General features: G+C 39.2%; 20 protein-coding genes. 3 read left to right on the top strand and 17 right to left on the bottom strand.

Annotated features, from left to right (window positions below; translation table 11 throughout):
* Positions 1-14: 14 nt before the first annotated feature.
* A complete protein-coding gene (locus V8G61_RS09495) occupies positions 15-1,841 on the top strand; it encodes a GNAT family N-acyltransferase (protein ID WP_394875351.1) in 1,827 nt (608 codons plus the stop codon).
* Between the two features lie 76 nt (positions 1,842-1,917).
* Here V8G61_RS09495 and V8G61_RS09490 read toward each other — a convergent pair whose 3' ends face one another.
* The 9 genes from V8G61_RS09490 to V8G61_RS09450 form a co-directional block, all read right to left on the bottom strand.
* Positions 1,918-2,790 (bottom strand): hypothetical protein, encoded by an 873-nt coding sequence (locus V8G61_RS09490; RefSeq protein WP_394875350.1) that lies wholly within the window; start codon positions 2,788-2,790, stop codon positions 1,918-1,920.
* Between the two features lie 255 nt (positions 2,791-3,045).
* Complete coding sequence (locus tag V8G61_RS09485) at positions 3,046-3,468, bottom strand: arsenate reductase ArsC (protein ID WP_394875348.1); 423 nt, start codon at positions 3,466-3,468, stop codon at positions 3,046-3,048.
* 15 nt (positions 3,469-3,483) lie between these two features.
* Positions 3,484-3,981, bottom strand: coding sequence for a DUF6428 family protein (locus V8G61_RS09480; RefSeq protein ID WP_394875347.1), 498 nt, complete (start codon positions 3,979-3,981; stop codon positions 3,484-3,486).
* 44 nt (positions 3,982-4,025) lie between these two features.
* Positions 4,026-4,349 (bottom strand): ArsR/SmtB family transcription factor, encoded by a 324-nt coding sequence (locus V8G61_RS09475; RefSeq protein ID WP_394875346.1) that lies wholly within the window; start codon positions 4,347-4,349, stop codon positions 4,026-4,028.
* Between the two features lie 86 nt (positions 4,350-4,435).
* Entirely contained in the window at positions 4,436-4,771 is a 336-nt protein-coding gene (locus tag V8G61_RS09470; protein ID WP_394875345.1) for a TM2 domain-containing protein, read from the bottom strand.
* Positions 4,772-5,125: 354 nt separating this feature from the next.
* A complete protein-coding gene (locus tag V8G61_RS09465; protein WP_394875344.1) occupies positions 5,126-5,260 on the bottom strand; it encodes a hypothetical protein in 135 nt (44 codons plus the stop codon).
* A 172-nt stretch (positions 5,261-5,432) separates the two neighbouring features.
* Complete coding sequence (locus V8G61_RS09460) at positions 5,433-6,197, bottom strand: sulfite exporter TauE/SafE family protein (RefSeq protein WP_394875343.1); 765 nt, start codon at positions 6,195-6,197, stop codon at positions 5,433-5,435.
* 54 nt (positions 6,198-6,251) lie between these two features.
* Positions 6,252-6,710, bottom strand: a complete 459-nt coding sequence (locus V8G61_RS09455; protein ID WP_394875342.1) for a DUF1801 domain-containing protein — start codon at positions 6,708-6,710, stop codon at positions 6,252-6,254.
* Positions 6,711-6,737: 27 nt separating this feature from the next.
* On the bottom strand, positions 6,738-7,673 hold the full coding sequence (locus V8G61_RS09450; RefSeq protein WP_394875341.1) for a 2-hydroxyacid dehydrogenase: 936 nt from the start codon (positions 7,671-7,673) through the stop codon (positions 6,738-6,740).
* A gap of 365 nt (positions 7,674-8,038) precedes the next feature.
* On the opposite strand from V8G61_RS09450, the gene V8G61_RS09445 reads away from it, so the two are divergent.
* A complete protein-coding gene (locus V8G61_RS09445; protein WP_394875340.1) occupies positions 8,039-8,254 on the top strand; it encodes a hypothetical protein in 216 nt (71 codons plus the stop codon).
* Between the two features lie 344 nt (positions 8,255-8,598).
* Here V8G61_RS09445 and mgtE read toward each other — a convergent pair whose 3' ends face one another.
* The 6 genes from mgtE to V8G61_RS09415 all read right to left on the bottom strand — a co-directional run bounded on the left by mgtE (position 8,599) and on the right by V8G61_RS09415 (position 15,706).
* Positions 8,599-9,972 carry a magnesium transporter gene (gene mgtE, locus V8G61_RS09440; protein ID WP_394875339.1) on the bottom strand — a complete coding sequence of 458 codons (1,374 nt, stop codon included), beginning with the start codon at positions 9,970-9,972 and terminating at the stop codon, positions 8,599-8,601.
* Positions 9,973-9,990: 18 nt separating this feature from the next.
* The gene (gene rsmA, locus V8G61_RS09435) at positions 9,991-10,764 is read right to left on the bottom strand and encodes a 16S rRNA (adenine(1518)-N(6)/adenine(1519)-N(6))-dimethyltransferase RsmA (protein WP_394875338.1); all 774 of its coding nucleotides are present in this window, start codon (positions 10,762-10,764) and stop codon (positions 9,991-9,993) included.
* Between the two features lie 24 nt (positions 10,765-10,788).
* Positions 10,789-11,112, bottom strand: coding sequence for a DUF4286 family protein (locus V8G61_RS09430; RefSeq protein ID WP_394875337.1), 324 nt, complete (start codon positions 11,110-11,112; stop codon positions 10,789-10,791).
* 27 nt (positions 11,113-11,139) lie between these two features.
* On the bottom strand, positions 11,140-12,915 hold the full coding sequence (locus tag V8G61_RS09425) for a tetratricopeptide repeat protein (RefSeq protein ID WP_394875336.1): 1,776 nt from the start codon (positions 12,913-12,915) through the stop codon (positions 11,140-11,142).
* A gap of 496 nt (positions 12,916-13,411) precedes the next feature.
* Positions 13,412-14,683: a serine--tRNA ligase gene (serS, locus tag V8G61_RS09420; protein WP_394875335.1), complete on the bottom strand. Its 1,272-nt coding sequence runs from the start codon at positions 14,681-14,683 to the stop codon at positions 13,412-13,414.
* Positions 14,684-14,776: 93 nt separating this feature from the next.
* Positions 14,777-15,706: a bifunctional riboflavin kinase/FAD synthetase gene (locus V8G61_RS09415; RefSeq protein ID WP_394875334.1), complete on the bottom strand. Its 930-nt coding sequence runs from the start codon at positions 15,704-15,706 to the stop codon at positions 14,777-14,779.
* Between the two features lie 80 nt (positions 15,707-15,786).
* Here V8G61_RS09415 and V8G61_RS09410 point away from each other — a divergent pair, with 80 nt between their 5' ends.
* Complete coding sequence (locus tag V8G61_RS09410) at positions 15,787-18,588, top strand: reprolysin-like metallopeptidase (protein ID WP_394875333.1); 2,802 nt, start codon at positions 15,787-15,789, stop codon at positions 18,586-18,588.
* Positions 18,589-18,593: 5 nt separating this feature from the next.
* Here V8G61_RS09410 and pth read toward each other — a convergent pair whose 3' ends face one another.
* Together pth and V8G61_RS09400 are read right to left on the bottom strand one after the other, a co-directional pair.
* A complete protein-coding gene (gene pth / locus V8G61_RS09405) occupies positions 18,594-19,211 on the bottom strand; it encodes an aminoacyl-tRNA hydrolase (RefSeq protein ID WP_394875332.1) in 618 nt (205 codons plus the stop codon).
* 75 nt (positions 19,212-19,286) lie between these two features.
* Positions 19,287-19,946 carry a 50S ribosomal protein L25/general stress protein Ctc gene (locus V8G61_RS09400; protein WP_394875330.1) on the bottom strand — a complete coding sequence of 220 codons (660 nt, stop codon included), beginning with the start codon at positions 19,944-19,946 and terminating at the stop codon, positions 19,287-19,289.
* Between the last annotated feature and the right edge of the window lies 1 nt (position 19,947).

The raw sequence follows: 19,947 nt of genomic DNA, 5'->3' as shown, positions 1-19,947 counted from the left end.
GTACATTTACACCCATGACCAAACAACAAGATACCGGACTGGTTAGTGCAAAAGAAGTTGCTAAAGCCATACAATTAGATAAGTATGGTTTTGTAGGGACTTTTATCGGGTGGCTCCTCATGAAGCTTTTAAAGATTTCTACTTTAAATAAAATTTATAATCGCAACAAGCATCTGAAAGATCTAGAATTTTTAAATGCTCTTTTAGACGATTTTGAAATTCGCTTTGAGATTCCGGAGGAGGATTTGAAACGTTTGCCGAAAGACGGTGCTTACATAACCATTTCAAACCATCCTTTGGGAGGAATTGATGGTATTTTATTGTTGAAATTAATGTTGGAAAAACGTAATGATTTTAAGATCATTGCCAATTTTTTACTTCATCGTATCGAGCCATTGGTACCGTATATCATGCCGGTAAATCCTTTTGAAGATCGGAAAGATGTGAAGTCCAGCATCTCTGGATTCAAAAGCGCAATTATGCACTTACGTGAAGGGCGACCGCTAGGTATTTTCCCTGCAGGTGAAGTTTCAACCTACCGCGATGGCAAACTGGTTGTAGATCGTCCCTGGGAGGAGGCCGCCATTAAACTTATTAAGAAGGCCGAAGTTCCTGTGGTCCCCATTTATTTCCATGCTAAAAACAGTCGGTTATTTTATAAGCTTTCCAAGATCAGTGATATCTTCCGAACGGCTAAATTACCTTCAGAACTCCTCACCCAAAAACACCGCGTGATCAAGGTGCGTATCGGTCGTCCAATTTCAATTGATGACCAAAAAGAGTTTTCGGATATAGATGGTTTCTCGGAATTTTTACGCCGAAAAACGTACATGCTTTCAAATTCTTTTGATAATAAAAAATTATTTGAAAATATTACCTCGAATTTAAAAGCCCCTAAAAGCCCGAAACGAATCGTTACGCCTGTTCCTTCGAAGGCTATGGAAAAGGAGGTTGAAGCACTTTATGAGGGGGATTTTAGATTGCTTCAAAGTAAAAATTATGAAGTATTCCTTGCTCCTGCTGATCGTATACCAAACATACTTCAGGAAATTGGACGCCTTAGAGAAATCACGTTTCGTGAAGTTGGCGAAGGCACCAATGAAGCGATCGACCTGGATACCTTTGATACCTATTACCATCATATGTTCTTATGGGATAGTGAACGTAAACTGATTGCGGGAGCGTATCGTATGGGCTTGGGATCTAAGATTTTTGAACGCTACGGTATCGATGGTTTTTATCTTCAGGATCTCTTTAGATTTGAACCGGAATTGTATAAAATGATGAGCCAGTCGATAGAAATGGGCCGTGCCTTTATTATTAAAGAATACCAACAAAAGCCCATGCCTTTGTTTTTACTATGGAAGGGTATCGTGCATACGACGCTAAGGTTTCCGGAACATAAATATTTAATTGGTGGTGTAAGCATCAGTAATCAGTTTACCAACTTTTCAAAATCATTGATGGTCGAGTTTATGAAATCGCATTACTACGACCCTTATATTGCCCAATACGTGCGCCCCAAGAAAGAATTTAAAGTAAAGCTCAAGGATGCTGATAAAGATTTTGTTTTTGATGAAGCAGAAGCTGATCTGAACAAATTTGATAAATTTATTGATGAGATCGAACCGGGCGCTTTACGCCTACCCGTACTGCTGAAAAAATACATTAAACAGAATGCACGACTGGTTGCTTTTAATGTGGATCCTTTGTTTAATAACTCTGTAGACGGTTTGATGTATATAAAAATTGCTGACTTACCGGAAAGTACTGTGCGTCCTGTTATGGAAGAATTTCAGGCTGAGTTGGAACGCAAATTTGCCGATAAGAACGGAAACTAATGCATTAAAAAAAGCAGTACATCTTAACTTTAAAAGTTAAAACATACTGCTTCACTAACTACTAATCAATATAAAATTATCTACCAGCCGTCCCTGTAGGATTGGATGCAGCTGCATTATTCATCATCATGTAAGGTGTATGAACCGCTGCATCACTAGCCACGGCTCCTACTAAAGGTTTTAAGGCATAAGGCATCGGGCTGTTATCTGGATCCGGTTCCACGGAAATAACAGTGGTTGTTCCCATAAGACTTGCCGGAAATGTCATACCATCTGGTGCATTCATGAGAAAATCTTCACCTGGAAACGGTGGACCCGCCATAGCACCACTATAAGGTGCTGCATCATCAGAACCAGAAACACTTGTAAACGTTCCGGTAGACAAAGGTACGCCTCCCATAACTACCCAACCTTCATACTTCCATCCAGCAGGTAAGGTAGGCAGATCCAGTCCGGCACTTGGGCCATCAACAGGATCGATCCACCAAACACCGGCATTCTCATTAGTGTCAGCACCGTCGGTTGGTGTTGCCAAAATATATGTTCCTGTAGCATCCGTAAAATCAGTTCCTAAGGCCGCTGGATGACTTACCGTCAAAGTTGCTGAGTTCGTCGAAAAATCACCAGCCAAAACATGAACATCACTGGGGCTAGGGTCAGGATCCGGAAAAGGTTCAATGGTTAAAATAAAGGCTGTCGCTGAATTAAGGTCATCAGCATCTAAACTAAAAAAGGTTGACGATAATTCTCCTGAGGCATTTACATTAAAAACACCTGTTGTCTTGGGGCTACCATCCACCATGATCCAGCCCTCATAGGTATAATTTTCCCCGACATCGCTCAATCCGGTGATATTTAGATTTAATGTGGAAAAGGTGTTACCCTTGTCACAAGCCTGAAATAAAATAACGCATAAAAGGAGCGTTAGTAAAAAAACTATTCTTTTCATAGAAATAAAGTTTTAGTAATACCTACTCCTGTTTAGGGTCTTTTTTCGGCATATTCCGACCAATACACCATATCACTATGGCGCTGCTTATGAACCATAAAACGGGTTCTAAAACAATTTGGTGGAATTTTTAGAATAATCCTTACGGATTACCTTATTGGTGGAATAATAAACTCAAATATAGAAATTTAGTCTTTTAAAACATAAAAATTAGTTGAAATATCATGCGTAATATAGTTTTTAATCTATGTCCTTCTAATTAAAGTGCATTTCAACGAATTTTTTGAAATATCCCTTAATTTCTTCCCGAGCTTTAAGAAAGGCCTCATGCTTTACTTCTTCTGTACCAATAACCTTAGAAGGGTCAAAAAAATTATGATGCAATCGCTGCGCATTTTTACTAGGAATATAAGGGCAATTTTCATTTGCATGATCACAAACCGTAATAATATAATCGAAATCGACTGAAGCATATTCATCGACATGATTTGAGGTGTGTTTTGAAATATCTATACCATCTTCCTTCATGATCGAAACAGCTCCCGGATTAAGACCATGAGTTTCAATTCCTGCACTATAAACAGTGGCCTGATCTTCATTTAAAAAATGGATTAAATAGCCATGTGCCATCTGACTTCTACAGGAATTCCCTGTGCATAAAACTAAAATATTCTTCATTTACAGCATTTTAAATTAACAACAATTACCTCCGGGTTCACAACAAGGTTCAGCAACTTCACCTAACGGCTGTGCCTCCTCTTTAATACCGCAGGCCTCTTTTGCTTTGCAATCGGTTTTTTGAACGGCTAATTTAAGAATAAGACTGTTATTCTGTAAAGCATAATCGTTTATAAATAATTGAGCTGTGTGGAACGCATCATTGCTATATTCGATCTTGAGTTCAGCTACCGGGTTGTAGGGTTTTATACGACCCACTTTATTAAGGATCCCAAGCGCTTTTAGGACACTCATAGCTTGATCTTTACCAATATCATTCGGACTTTCCCAAAGCTGTACTATGGTTTCATTCCAAGCATCGGTTTGTGCTCCACAATCGACAGAATCGACTTGAATATGTTTTACTTCGGTAATGTGATAATTATTCCCAACAAAGGCATTGGGGGCGTACTCAAAAAGGAGTGTTTTGTTTTTATGCTGCTCCAGTAAGGTTAAGAATTCGTGTGTTTTCATGATTTAAAATAATTTTTTTATGCTTTCGCGGAAGATAATAAAGGCTAACAACAATTGGATTTTGTCGTATTAAAAAAACTGTTGAGTTGCTCCTGAATGGTATTCCAACGTTCCACGTTGATACAATAGCACATGCGTTTCCCCTCAATATCACCTTGAAGCAATCCGATGCTTTTAAGTTCTTTCAAATGTTGAGAGATGGTAGCCTGCGCCAGCCCGATTTCTTCAACCAGATCGTTACAAATACAGGCGTCCTGAGCACTAATATGCTGTAAAATAGCAATGCGAGCCGGATGCCCTAATACTTTGAAAAACTGGGCCAGATCATTTTGTTCGTCGGTGAATATCTGAGATTTTGTGAGTCCCATAGTTTTTTATTATTTATATATCGCAATATTACGATATTAAAATAAATAAAAAAAGTAAAAACCTGAATTTTTACTTTTTTAGATTATTAAAACCAGGGTTTCCTGCCTACCTGATATGTGTTATAAAACTCTTCATCAGATTTGGTGAGGTAAATAATTCCTTCAATAAATCCGATAATATAGGCGAATCCACAGGTTAATACGGTGGCGATCAAAAGGATAATCCCTTCCTTATTATACCCTAATACAAATTTATGAATTCCGAGGCCTCCAAAAAGGATTCCTAATACACCGGCTAATACTTTTTTGTTGTCGTTTGATCCCATAGTTTGTTTCGCATTTTGGGCAAATTCTGAGGCTGAAGTTTTTGCCTCTTCAGCTATTTTATTTAGGTCGTCTTCTAAATTACTCTTATCTGCCATTTTAATTGTTTTGTGATTTGAGGTTTAAAAGTAATAAAAAAAATTAATCTGTAACTAGTTGAAATCGTATTAAGATATAAAGTAGATTCCTGCCTTCACAGGAATGACAAATTGTTCGCAATGACGAATTGGAACGTCATTACGAGGAGCGCAGTGACTTGGTAATCTCATGAAACAGGTTGTTATACTCTAAATAACGAATTGCATTGTCATTCAGAAGGAACACAGTGACTGAAGAATCTGATTAACTACAATTAGAGATTCTTCGCTTCATTTCATGCCGCTCTGAATGACAACCCAAAAAACGAAATACAGATTGCTTCGCTTTGTTCGCAATGACGGAATGGAACGTCATTACGAGAAGGGCAGCGACGTGGTAATCTCATGAAACAGGTTGCTATACTCTAAATAACGAATTCCTTTGTCTTTTAGAAGGAACGCAGTGACTGAAGAATCTAGTTTATTATATTCAGGGATTCTTCGCTTCATTCCATGCCGCTCTGAATGACAGCACAAAACACGAAATACAGAGTGCTTCACGTGGTTCGTAATTACCGAATTTGCGTTAGGGATAGCAGTGGAAAGCCCACAGCGCTGTGCGCGAGGACTTGTAACGGATAGCCCGACCCGAAGGGTAACGCCCAAAAGACTGATAATAAATTTATCTGAATAACAATACCAGACCACCAAGAGCGGTTACAACCAAAATAAAACGCCGGTAACTGAGATTGGAAATGCGCTTTACAATTTGTGCACCTATTAAAAATCCGATGATCAGAATAGGTAACATAACGAGGTTTAGAAGGAAACTTTCCCCATCGATGGTGTTCCAAACGAATACGTGGAAGGGTAATTTAAAAATGTTGATAATGAAAAACACCCATGCGGCTGTACCGATAAATTCATTTTTAGGAAAACGCATGGCCAGAAAATAAATGTTGGCTATGGGTCCGGCCAAATTACCTACCATAGTAGTGAATCCGGCGGTAAAACCCGCGATTCTGGCAAACCATTTATTTTGTGGTACAACATTGGATTTTCGCATTTCGGTAAAGAACATAACGACCACTGAACCAATAATTATAATAGCCATAAGACGCTTGAAAATGGCTTCGGAAACCGCATTACCAATCCATACACCGAGCAATACACCTCCAGCCATCCACGGTACTAGTTTCCAGATGTAATCCCATTTTGCGTGTCGGTTATAAAAGGTAACCGCCATAATATCTCCGGCCACTAACATGGGTAATAAAATTCCGGTTGAGGCCTTTTCGTCGAAAACGAATGCTAAAATAACCACAATGATGGTTCCAAAACCTTTGATCCCAGCCTTGGCTATGCCCAAAACAAAGAAAGCTATGGCCATAGCCACCCACTTTAATAGCGTCAGATCATAGGCTTGTAAAATTTCTGGAAAGGACAAATGCTCAAATTTGCTGGCAAAGTTAGCACAATAAATGCAATTTGTAGAAGCGGATCATTTTTTTTTGAATACCTCTTCGTAGGTAGTAATCCAATCTTGAGGCGTGATTTTTTGCATTAATTCTCCGAGCAGGTCATGTGAGATTTGATCAATCTTTTTAAAGCGGATACAGCTTTTCCCCATATCTAATTTTGTTTTTGAATGTTTTGGATACGCTTCTACAAACCAATCGTAAAGCGCTTTATTGGCATAGAGCCCCATATGATACAGGTTGATCGAATTTTTTTGAGATGCCAGATTTAAAAATGGTAAAGGTTCTTTGGGATTACAATGATAACCGTCTGGGTACAAGCTATGTGGTACATAATAGCCTATCATATTAAACTGAATGCCTTCCTCAAAACCTTCTGGGAGTTTGGTCTTAATGAGGGTTCGGAGTTTTTGCAAGACTTCCTGCCGCTCGACCGGGAATTGATCGATATAGGCATCTACGGAAGTAACAGTATTTGGCATGACATTAGTAAATTGATTTCTACTAATTTAGAAAAATTTTGCTTTGATCTTATCAACGATCGTTTGCGCGAGTTTTATTTTACTTTCTAACGTCCAACCGGCCACATGTGGCGTGAGCAATACATTATCGGCTTGAATTAAATATTGAAAGGCTTCGGGCATTTCGGTGGTGAATAAACTTTCAAAAGAAGCTTTTTCGTATTCCAGAACATCGAGTCCGGCGCCCAGGATTTTTCCTGATTTTAGGGCTGAAACCAGATCGGAAGTAACCACACTTTTACCGCGCGCTGTATTAAAGAACCAGAAAGGTTTTGCAAATCCGGAAATAAATTCTGACTTGATCATATGCATGGTAAGCGGTGTTTGCGGTGTGTGTAAACTCACAACATCAACCTTTTCCTGAAATTCTTCGAGGCTAACCTGGCGGGCAAAATGATTACCAACATTGGGTTTAATATCGTAACACAGAACCTCAACCTCAAAGCCCTGAAGTTTTTTGGCAAAGGCATTACCCATATTCCCATACCCAATAAGACCAACCGTTTTGCCATCGAGTTCGATACCTCGATTGGCCTCTCGCAGCCATTTTCCGGAGCGCACTTCATGATCGGCTTTATTGAGTTTGTTGAAAAGTGATAAGATCATGCCCAGTGTATGCTCGCCCACCGCATTGCGATTGCCTTCGGGTGCTGCAATAAGGGTAACGTTTTTCTCTCGGGCGTAGTCGCCATCGATATTTTCTACCCCGGCACCTACCCTGCCAATGAACTTTAGATTTTTAGCGGCATCCAAAAAGGTTTTATCGATGGTAAACCGACTGCGGATTATAATCCCATCGTATTTGGCTATTTTGGCTTCAACGGCTTCTTTGGAACTTGTGTAATCTTCGTGATTGGTAAAACCCAGACCATTGAGTTGTTCTAGTAACAGCGGGTGATTGGTGTCGAGATGCAGGATTTTCATGGCCGGTATTGTACGCGTTTTGTGTTGGTAAAATTACAATCTTTTTATGGATTCCTGCGTTCGCAGGAATGACATTTGGATTCGTTTTGAACAGATTACTTCGTTTCTTTCGCAATGACAAAATGTTTTGTCATTCAGAAGGAACGGAGTGACTGAAGAATCTGGTTAACTATATTTAGAGATTCTTCGCTTCATTTCATGTCGCTCTGAATGACAGTTGCAATGCTAATTGAAAGATTGCTTCACTTTGTTCGCAATGACGGAATGGAACGTCATTACGAGGAGCACAGCGAAGTGGTAATCTTATTAAAGGTTTTGAACTGTTGAATAATTTTACGTTATTTAAATGTTACAATTTATCAACAATGCAGAACAATAAAGGAACCCTTAACGAACGTTTAGTGCTTAGTGGAAAATTGGAGGCTTTCGAAAAGGCTCAAAAACGTTGTGATAAAGACAAATTAAAAGCAATTTTAGAATCAGTTGGTATTGATAATCCGGATATTGAATCTTACCTAAAACAGTCTAATCCAGAAAATAAAGGGTTTATTAAAAGAATATTTAATTGGAAAATTTTCTGAAATTTATCTTACGAATAATTTCCGGATTTGATAACGATAACCAAAAATTTTGGATAGTTCTCGGAGTTTTAATTATCATTATTTTTATTTTAATGCATTTATTTCTGCCAAGGAGTTAAGATGGAAACTACAATCAATTTTAATTTATAACAGATTATTTTTTGAGATTCTTCGCTTCATTTCATGCCGCTCTGAATGACAACTGGAATTACAATGAAGAGATTGCTTCACTTTGTTCGCCATGACGGTACACGCGTTAGGGATTGTAGTGGCATCCTTTTTTGAAGTATGAAAAAAAGATATAACGGAAAGCTCGACCCGCATGGGAACGCCCTGAAAAATATTTAAAACCCGAGAATGAGTTTCGCGATCAGGAAATAAATGAAAATCCCAAATACATCGTTGCTCGTGGTGATAAATGGTCCTGTAGCGACTGCGGCATCAATCCCTCTTTTGTCGAGAAAAATGGGGATGAATGTTCCTATAAGTGCAGCCATTATGATGACCGTAATGAGCGCGATACAAATGGTTAAGGATTCTAAATAGGTGGTATGAAAGATGAAATGGCTGATGCCCAAAACAATAATGGAAATGGCTAGGCCATTGACCAAACCGAGGATGAACTCTTTAAATAAGCGACTTAATATTTTACCGTCGATGGTGTCGTTGGCGAGCCCTTGCACCACAATGGCCGAGGACTGCACTCCAACATTTCCGGCGGTGGCCTGAATGAGCGGAATAAAAATAAGCAGTATTGGGAATTTCAGGAAGGCGTCACTGAATCCATTGATGATGCTAGCGGCACCAATACCTCCAAACATTCCTATTAGCAGCCAAGGCAACCGGGCTTTGGTAAGTTGGAAGATATTATCATCGGCCTCCACGCCACCTGTAATACCTGCGGCTAACTGGTAGTCCTTCTCGGCTTCTTCCTTCATAACATCGACGATATCATCGATGGTAATTCGGCCGAGTAGCACCTGATTGTCATCGACTACAGGGATGGCTTCCAAATCGTATTTTTGCATGATACGCACTACATCTTCAGCCTCATCGTGAACATTTACCGAATCAACATTCGAATTAGAAATTTCAGCGATTTTTTGATCGCTTTTCGCGGTGATAAGATCTTTTAAAGAGAGGCGTCCTATGAGACGATTGTTCTTATCGACCACATATATGGAATGTACACGGGTAACATCTTTGGCCTGACCGCGAATGCGACGCATACAGCCGGCTACGGTCCAGGTTTCATATACTTTTACTAACTCCTTCGCCATAAGTCCACCGGCCGTATCCTCATCATACAAGAGTAATTCCCTGATAATGGCCTTATGTGCTTCGTCTTCAATATTGGAGATCACTTCTTGGCGACGTTCCTCAGGGAGTTCGGCAATAATATCGGCAGCATCATCGGTATCCAGCTCTTCAACCTCTTCAGCAATTTCTTTAGCTGATAGATTACGAAGTACCTTTTCTCGATTGTCTTCATCGAGCTCCATAAGGATATCGGCAGTCGTCTCGGAATCGAGTAACTTTATAACATAGATCGCTTCCTCCAGGTTAAGTTCATCAAGAATTTCGGCAATATCGGCGTAGTGGAAATCTTCAAGTAATTTATGAAGTTCCTTATTACTTTGTTTTTCTACGAGTTGCCGAACCTGATCTAAAAGTTCATCAGTGAGTTCGAATTGTATGTTTTCGTTTTCTTCTGACAAAAGGGAGGTTTTTAAAGTTTAACTATCGTTCTCGATGGATTGCGTGAGCTGTATAAACTCTGAGACGCTTAATTGTTCCGGTCGTTTGCCAAATATACTATTTGCTTTTAAATTATCAGATAAATTGAATGTTTTTAAACTGTTACGAATGGTTTTTCGCCGTTGCTGAAACGCTGTTTTTACAGTTCGAAAAAATAAGGCTTCGTTGCAAGGCAACTGATAATTAGCTTTTCTGGTGAGTTTCAGAACACCGGAATCAACCTTTGGCGGTGGGTTAAATTTTTCCGGCGGAACCGTAAAAAGGTATTCGGCTTCAAAAAAGGCCTGCGTTAATACTGAAAGGATCCCGTAAACTTTACTTCCTTCCTTTGAACAGATGCGTTGAGCAACCTCTTTTTGGAACATGCCTGCAAACTCGGGTACCTGATCACGCATTTCCAAAGCTTTAAAAACTATTTGGGTAGAAATATTATAGGGGAAATTTCCAATGATGGCAAAGGGTTTTCCGTTAAACACCGTATTCAGATCGAATTTTAAAAAATCCTTTTCGATGATCCTTGGTGCCAAACTCAAGTAATGAGCTTTCAGGTATTCCACCGATTCGGCATCGATCTCGATAACGTGTGTTGTAGTCTCCTTTTTCAACAGGTATTTTGTAAGCACGCCCATCCCTGGACCGATTTCCAGTACATCGTCGTAACCTTGTAAACTTAGGCAATCGGCAATTTTTTCCGCTACGGATTCATCTGTTAAAAAATGTTGTCCTAAATGTTTTTTGGCTTTAACGCTCATAGTGTTATGGTGGTTCTAATGGGGTTACTCAAAATCGACGCTGTACTCATCGATAAACTCGAGTTCCGTGCGGAAGGCAAGCATTTTATCGGCGAACTTTTCGGCTCCAGCTTTTCTGAGGCCTTCAGCGTGATCCTTGTAATAATCATCCAGTGCCTCCCGTGAATGCGCCCGGTATTGAATAGAATAGGTGAAAGCCCCGGAGTTATCATCCAAAAGTACCCGGGTAAGGGTTGCCCGGTTGAACTTCCCTGTACTTAATACCTGTGGAATGTGTTCCTTGATCCATACCAGCCAATCCTGATGAATGGAGGCATCAACATTAACTGTAACATTATATATAACCATGACTTTCTCTTTTAAATTTAGATCTATTTAATTCACCAGATCACCCCGCATAGCCCGATAGCGCTTGCGTGCTTCTACCAGGTAAATACTATCCTCGTGATCGAACAGAATTTGCTCGTACAAGGCTTTCGCTTGTTGTGGCTGGTTTAAAACCCCATCGTAAAGTCTGGCTAAATAGTATAAAGCATCATCAGCCAATACTCCATCACGATAATTATCGAGAACCAATTGATAATTTCTAGCGGCGTCATTAAAACGTTTTTCAGTTTCAAATAACTGGGCTTGTTTGTACAGTGCCTGAGCTACAATAGGCTCTGTTTTATGGTTTTCGATTATGGTGTTTAAAATAGCTATGGCTTCTTTTGGTTTGTTTTGAAATTTACGTAAATCAGCCTTTGCATAAAGCTTTAAAGCCGTTTGGGTTGAATCTTCATACTTATTGTCTGAGATCACTAATTTTAATTCCAGGGCATCATTTGCCATTAATTGCGAAGTTGATGATTTTAGGATTTTGAGCTGCGCTTCGGCCCATTTAAAATCGCCTTTAAAATAGCTGGTTTTAGCCACTTTGAATCGGGCTTCCTGAGCGATTTCACTATTTTTTAAACTACGTTGGATTTGTGTGTAATAGATCAAAGCTTTATTGAAGCGTTCCTGCAACACCAGAATATCGGCGAGTTCCATTTTTACTTTAGCCTTTTCTTGTTCTGAAAGGGGCAAGTCCAAGGCTGTTTCCAGCAGTTTGGTTGCCTGATCAATATTGTTAAAGTTAAAGGCTAGGAAATGAGCGTAGGCCATTTGCAAATCCAGTGTTTGCTGGTAACGGCCATATGCGTCCAGCAGGGCTAGATATTTTTTGTTCACAGCATCGTAAAGTGAGGCATCATTCTCGTTTACCTCAAGTTGTAATAAATGATATTCTGCGTTCAGTTTTGTGTCTATATCCTGAGCCGTCTCTGTTAAATAACTGTATATGTTTTTAGCGCTTTCTGTATCGCCATCAGAGGCAGCGATCTCGGCCAGATCCTGAATACGAAACAACGTTTCAGGCTGCCGCTTAAAAATCGCTTTTTCCTGTATGAAGGCCTTATTGTATTCTTTTTGTTGAATGAATAGCCAGCTCAACATTTCATTCCATAAAATATTAGGTGTTTGCTGCATTTTTTTTAGCAGGGTCTTTCTGAAAAGTTGATTGTTTTCTCCCTCGGGTTCTTCTGAAATAAAATCAGTCAAAGCACGTATTACGGTGCTTTTTGAAACCGGATTTTTCTCGGCAAAATCGAAATAGCTGTTAAACATTTTATGAAGATTGCCTTGCTCGCCATAGAGTTGGGCCAATTGGAGATTAAAATTAAAATCAGGATTAATTTCCATGGCCTTTTCAAAGACGGTAATAGACTCTTTTATTAAAGCGTATTTTTTAAACGCTCGGGTAACGCCATACACATTATTAACACCATTCTCAACACTGGTAATAGCCTCGTTATAATAATGGTCGGCCTGTTCCTGGTTATTCTGAAGCTGATAATTGTACCCTAAATACACATAGAATCCCGGATAAGGCACCCGTTTCAATAATTTATTGATAAAATCTTCGACCTTTTGGTATTGTTCCAACTGCTGGTAGGCGTCAACGAGGTTCTCGATATAATTGAGGTTATTAGGACTTTGGTCAATCAACCTTTCATATTCTACTGTTGCTTTGGCATATTCCCCATTCTCAAAGTAACTTCTGGCCAGGCGGTCTTCTTGAGCAAAACCGAGGCTTACCATAAAACAACATAAAAGGATCAGGGATTTCATATGGTAAATATAACAATTGTGTGTGGAGCGATTGAAAAATAGGCGTAAAAAAAATGCCCGAATAAAATTCGGGCACTAACCAACCAAAATACATGTATATCAACTTACTGAAAGTAGATAAACGTTAACTAGATTGGGGACAGCTCTTAAAAAAGTATATTATTATGCTGATAAAATAAAGATCCAACAAACATTTGCCCTGTCTTGGAATCTACTATTTATGAGCTACTACTATAGTTTTCTCTGAAGATCTTGAAGCATCAAAATCTGAAAAAAGTACTTTGCTTGCGAAAAAAATTAAGGCAATTAATAGTAAAATGCGTTTAAGGTTTTTCATGGTCTAGGTGGTTTGATTGGTTTAGGTGGTATAAACTTCCTAACAATCTTCCTAAAAACAAAATTTTACCAAAAAAAATCGTTAAACAGCGTAATAAATTGACACTTTATCGATATTTTATTAAAATGAATAATTTATTTGAAGTTTATTTCTTACAAATTAATCAATAATATCAAAACCGGTATAGGGTTTTAACACCTCTGGAATACGGATGCCATCCGGTGTTTGGTAGTTCTCTAAAATACCAGCTAAAACTCGTGGTAAAGCCAGTGAACTCCCGTTTAAGGTATGTGCCAGTTCATTTTTTCCGGTGCTATTCTTAAAACGCAATTTCAGGCGATTCGCCTGGAAAGTTTCAAAATTAGATACTGAAGAAATTTCTAACCACTTATCCTGAGCAGTTGAAAACACTTCAAAATCATAGGTTAGCGCAGAAGTAAAGCCCAGGTCGCCACCGCATAATCTTAAAATACGATAGGGTAATTTAAGTTCTTTCAGAATAGTTTTTACATGTTCCACCATACCATCAAGTGCTACATAGGAACTATCAGGATGTTCTACGCGTAGAATTTCAACTTTATCAAATTGATGTAACCTGTTAAGTCCTCGTACATGTGCCCCGTAGCTTCCCGCTTCGCGTCTGAAACATGGCGTATACCCGGTTATGGCAACGGGTAGGTCATTTTCATTTAAAACAACGTCCCTAAAAATATTGGTTCCTGGTACTTCTGCCGTAGGGATGAGATAAAGGTTATCCTCAGTCACATGGTACATTTGGCCTTCCTTATCCGGTAGTTGTCCAGTTCCGAAACCTGAAGCTTCATTCACTAAATGTGGCAATTGATATTCTGTATATCCTGCTTCCGTATTTTTATCTAAAAAATAGGCAATCAAAGCGCGTTGCAACCGCGCTCCTTTTCCTTTGTAAACCGGAAAACCAGCACCTGTAATTTTATTTCCTAACTCAAAATCGATAATGTCGTACTTTTTGGCCAGGTCCCAATGTGGCATCGCCCCATCATGCAGTGTTGGAATGTCTCCCTCTCGGTATACTTCTTCATTATCCGCATCCGTGCTTCCACTAGGGACAATAGTATTAGGGATATTCGGAATTTTATAAAGCAGATCATTAAGTTTGTCCGCCGTGCTATTCAGCGCCTCGCCCAAACTTTTAGAAGCTTCTTTTAATTGGGTGGTTTTTTCTTTTAGTACATTGGCTTCTTGTGCCTTACCGGATTTAAACAGGTTTCCGATCTCTTTTGAAAGCGTGTTCGATTCTGCCAAGGTATTATCCAATTCTGTTTGGATTTTTCGTCGGTCCTCATCTAAGGTCACCACCTCATCGATCATTGAAGTAGCATCCATGTTGCGTTTAGCAAGTGCCTTAATAACCTCATCTTTATTTTCTCTAATAAAAGAAACCTGTAACATACTTAAAAATTTAAGCCACAAATTTAAGGAATTACTCAGATAGTCAGTAACTATTTCGAATGTAAAATCCCAAGGCTATTCCTGTTCTTATTTTTAATGATCTTTTAGGTAGCGAAGTGTTGCAGCTTTATCCTTTTGAAGTTGTTCTTTTAGCGCCTCTACAGAATCAAATTTTTGTTCTTCACGAAGGCGAGCTATAAGATCGACCTGAATTGTTTTGCTGTAAATGATTTTATTAAAATCGAAAAAATGGACCTCAATGGATTCCTTATTGGTCTGAAAGGTTGGGTTCACCCCTATATTCATCATCCCATAAACAATGGCTCCATCAATTTCAGAACTTACGATATAGGAACCATATTTTGGAATGAGTTTATAGTCTTCTTTTACAGCAATATTTGCTGTTGGAAAACCGAGGTCCTTACCCATGCCTTTACCTTTCACCACGGTACCAGAAAGCATAAATTTATAACCCAAATAGGCATTAGCTGTTTGAATATCACCGGCCATTAGTGCATTACGGATCTTCGTAGAACTTACCGCCACGTCATCAATATCCTGAGCTGAAATTTCTTCAACTTCAAAATCATAGGTTTCACCAAATTTCCTTAAATCCATAATATCAGCATTACGATTCCTACCAAAACGATGGTCATACCCAATGATCACTTTCTTAGCGTGAAGCGTATCCACCAAAATCTCTTTCACAAAATCTTCAGCTTTTAATCTGGAAAAGGTCTTGGTAAAAGTTTTAACCAGTAAAAAGTCAATTCCGGTTGCTTTTAGAATAGAGGTACGCTCATCAATGGTATTTATAAGTTTGATGTTGGTGTCCTTTTGAAGTACCATTCGCGGGTGTGGAAAAAAGGTTAATACAACGGACTTTAATCCATCTTTTTTAGCTATTTTTATAAGACGTGAAATTATTTTTTGATGCCCGATATGAACACCGTCAAAGGTTCCTATCGTAACCGCTGTAGGATTTTCGGAGGTATAATCTTGGAGGTTTTCTACTTTACTCATCCGGAATTCAGATTGTTAATATCACTAAAATAAGTTAGTTTTGTTAAAAAAGCTTAATGCTAAGGAATCCTTATTTTAATTTGAAAACAAATCTACATTTTGTTTTATCAATAACCATATTTTTGATCAGCTTTTCCGCTTTATCGCAAAATGGTTACTGGAAACTACAAGGGTTGGATGAAGTGCCACAAAAACTTGTAGATCTTCATATTAATCCTCAAAAAGCTGCCGTTTATAATTTAACCGATCCTAACATACTATGGAAATTACAAGAAAATATCCTACCGGATGACACCACTATTTATCTTCCTGATGCCTCTGGAACAATACACCCGTTTCAGCTTGTAGAGCGTTCCGTTTTTTCACCTTCATTAGCAGCCAAATATCCCTATATTAAATCATATGTTGGTTTTGCAACCGATGGAAGTAAGGCCCGGGTACGTCTTAGTGTTTCTCCGCAAGGCTTGCATGGCATGATGTCGGCTCCTGACAAATCAACCGTGTTTATGCAACCTGTGGCCAAAGGGTCCCCCGAATACATGGTTTATAACAAAAATATGAAGCTGGACAATAGCGGTCTTTTTAATTGTGCAACCATAGAAAACCTCCAAGATAATGTGAGTAAAACAAGTATAGCAAAGTTAGATGAAGGCGGAGCTAATACCCAAACTTTACAAAAATTTCGAATTGTTATTTCTACGACCTCTGAATACACGGCGTATCATGATGATGGTGATAATGGAAACGGTAATGCGATCTCTGATGCACTGGCAGCTATAAATGTTACGCTGTCCCGAATAAATGAACTATTTGAAACCGATATGGCTGTGACCTTCGAGCTTGTTGATGCTCCCGGTTTAATTTTTAATAATGCCGCAAATGATCCTTATTCCGATGCAGATATTGGTGCCAGTAGTAGTAATACTAATTCACAAAATGGTTGGAGTCTTCAATTACAAAACACCTTATCTACGACCAATGTACTGGGCGCTAACCTAAACGAACGCAATAACGCTTATGACATCGGACACTTATTTGGCGCTTCTGGTGGCGGCGGTAATGCCGGCTGCTTAGGTTGCGTTTGTAATAATGACACTGTGGCTCCCACAGACCATAATAAAGGCAGTGGGTTTTCATCACCTGCCAATGGTATTCCTGAGGGTGACACATTCGACCTTAACTACGTGGCACATGAGATAGGTCATCAAATGGGTGCGCGCCATACTTTTGCTTTCGAGGATGAACCAACTAATAATGTACAATCGGAACCCGGAAGTGGCTCCACGATTATGGCATATGCCGGCATAACGGGTGAAAACGATGTGCAACCGGATAGCGATGACTATTTTCACTATCACAGCATCAAGCAGATCTTAACGAATTTGAGCACCAAAAGCTGCCAGACAACCCAGATTATATCAAATAATCCTCCCCTAAGTAATGCCGGTATCGATTATATTATTCCAGCGGGTACGCCCTATCTGCTGAAAGGATTGGCCACAGATGCTGATATTAATGATAATTTAACCTATTGCTGGGAACAAATCGATAACGGCATAACAAATTACCTGAATTTTGGCCCAACACTTACAACCGAACCCATGAATCGTTCGCTACCACCAAGCAGTTCACCTTATAGATATATCCCCAGACTTTCCAGTGTTCTGAATGGCCAGGTGACACAAACCAATCCGGGGCTGGGTAGTGATTGGGAAACAGCGGCTACTGTAGACCGGGTCCTAAACTGGGCCTTAACAGTTCGAGATCGGAGCCCGTCTAACCCAATCAGTGGTCAATCAAGTTTCGATACCATGCAAATACAGGTTATCGATGGTACGCCTTCAAATCCCGTAGGGCCCTTTATGGTGACATCACAATCTAGCACCAATATTAGCTGGACCCAAAATACCACAGAAACCATTACCTGGGATGTTGCTAATACAAATGATCAGGCAGGTGTAAACACTCAGAACGTCAATATCTTTCTTTCCACCGATGGCGGATTAACATTCAACACGGTATTGAAATCAAATACCCCAAACGATGGATCAGAACAAATTACCGTACCAAACCTAGCCGCACCATTTTGCCGTATTATGGTAAAACCGGTAAACAATATTTTTTATGCCGTAAATAGCACTGATTTTGCAATAGGTTACAATGTAACAACGACCTGTAATCAACAATATTCATCGGCCAGCAATTTAAATCTCGCTATTAGAGATGGAAATACCACCACAAGCTTTATAACCGTTCCGGACAATGGCATGATAAGTAGTTTGAAGGTGAATGTAGATGTAACCCATACGTATATTAGTGACTTAAAAGTCGTTTTGAAATCTCCCAACAATACCAGTGTTACCCTTTGGGATGAGAATTGTTTTGGTACCGGAGATAATGATTTTGATATTATTTTTGAAGACGGTGCCCCTGCTGTTTTTTGTGCCACACCCACGACAGGGACATATACCCCTGTAGAACCTTTAAGTGTCTTTGAAGGCATGGATATTTCAGGAACCTGGCAACTCACGGTAATGGATAATTATGCCGGTGACGTAGGCACTTTAAACAACTGGTATCTAGATTTTTGTATTGCCACGGTTACACTGGGTATGGATGACACCCCGGCTTTTGCTGATCTGAGCGTGTATCCGAATCCGAATTCCGGTGATTTTACGGTAAGCTTAAACGGAGCCGAATCGGAATTCATTCAAATTGAAGCTTTTGATGTGAGTGGTCGCAGTATTTATAACCAACGGTTTTCAGACCGATCTCAATTTAATGAGCAGATTCATTTGGATGCGGTAGCTTCGGGAATGTATCTCATTAAAATTTCTGACGACAACAAGCGTTCGGTAATTAAAAAAATCCTAGTTAATTAAAAGGGTTATTTTCCGTTGAAGGCATTCATCGTAGTGTTCACCCCAGAAAGAACAAAAGACTTTATGAGCTCTGAAGATTTGGTAAGTCGTTCGGGAAGTTTTTCAACTTCTTCCTCAGACCATTCACCTAACACATAATCGATCTGCCGTCCTTTACTAAAAGCATCACTAATCCCGAATCGGAAGCGGTTGTATTTGATGGTATTCAGTTTATCCTGAATGTCTTTCAAACCGTTATGGCCACCATCACTACCTTTGATTTTTAGACGTAAGGTTCCGAATGGTAAGTTGAGATCGTCGGTGATGATCAAAAGGTTTTCTAAAGGGATCTTTTCTTTGGTGAGCCAATACAAAACTGCTTTCCCACTAAGGTTCATATAAGTGCTGGGTTTTAATAAAATAAGGCTACGCCCTTTAATTTTATGATTTGCAATATCACCTAATTTTTGAGTTTCAAAGGTGAGACCTTCTGCTTCAGCAAAAAAATCAAGGATCTTAAACCCAATATTATGCCGTGTGTTATGGTATTTGTCACCAATATTTCCTAAACCTACAATGAGAAACTTTTTCATGTTGTCTTCTGTCGAATCGTATTTGGAACTGCGTTTAAAAAACCAAAACATAGTTGGGTGTTTTGGTAAAAATAAAAAAAGCATTCTGATAACAGAATGCTTTTTTTATTTATGTTAAAGAATGATCTATTCTTCAGACTTTGCTTCAGTAGATGCTTCAGCTCCTTCCGCAGCAGTTCCTTCTGCTCCTTCTTCACCTTCAAGCAATTCATCGTCTTCTTCCTCTTCATCAACAATAGCAGTTCTAGCCGTTTTAATCTGGCATACAACTGTATTATCAGTGTGTAAGAATCGGTATCCATCAGTTGGTAATTCACCCACCTGAACGTTATCACCAATTTTTAATGGTGTAATATCCACTTCGATAAAATCAGGTAAATTAGCAGGAAGCGCCTTAACACGTAGTTTTCTGTTGTTACGTCTTAGTACACCACCATTTTTTACACCTCTGGAGTTACCTACCAAGCGTATCGGAATATTCATTGAGATTTCTTTGTCTTCGAATAACTGATAGAAATCGATGTGAAGGATTTTATCCGTCACAGGGTGAAATTGAATGTCCTGAAGAACGGCATGTAATTTTTCGCCGCTTTCTAATTCAATCACAACGGTATGCGCGTTTGGCGTATAAACCAGATGTGTGAATTCATTTTCTAAAGCTGAAAAATGCAATGGTTTATCTCCTCCGTATAATACGCAAGGAACCTGACCAGCATTACGTAGGGCTTTTGTTGCTTTTTTGCCCACGCTTTCTCTTTGAGATCCTTTGATTGTAATTGACTTCATT

Origin of the sequence: Gaetbulibacter sp. M240 (assembly GCF_043876815.1) — a bacterium.
In the GTDB taxonomy this organism is placed as follows: Bacteria; Bacteroidota; Bacteroidia; order Flavobacteriales; family Flavobacteriaceae; genus Gaetbulibacter_A.
This window is presented reverse-complemented; position numbering and strand designations above follow the sequence as displayed.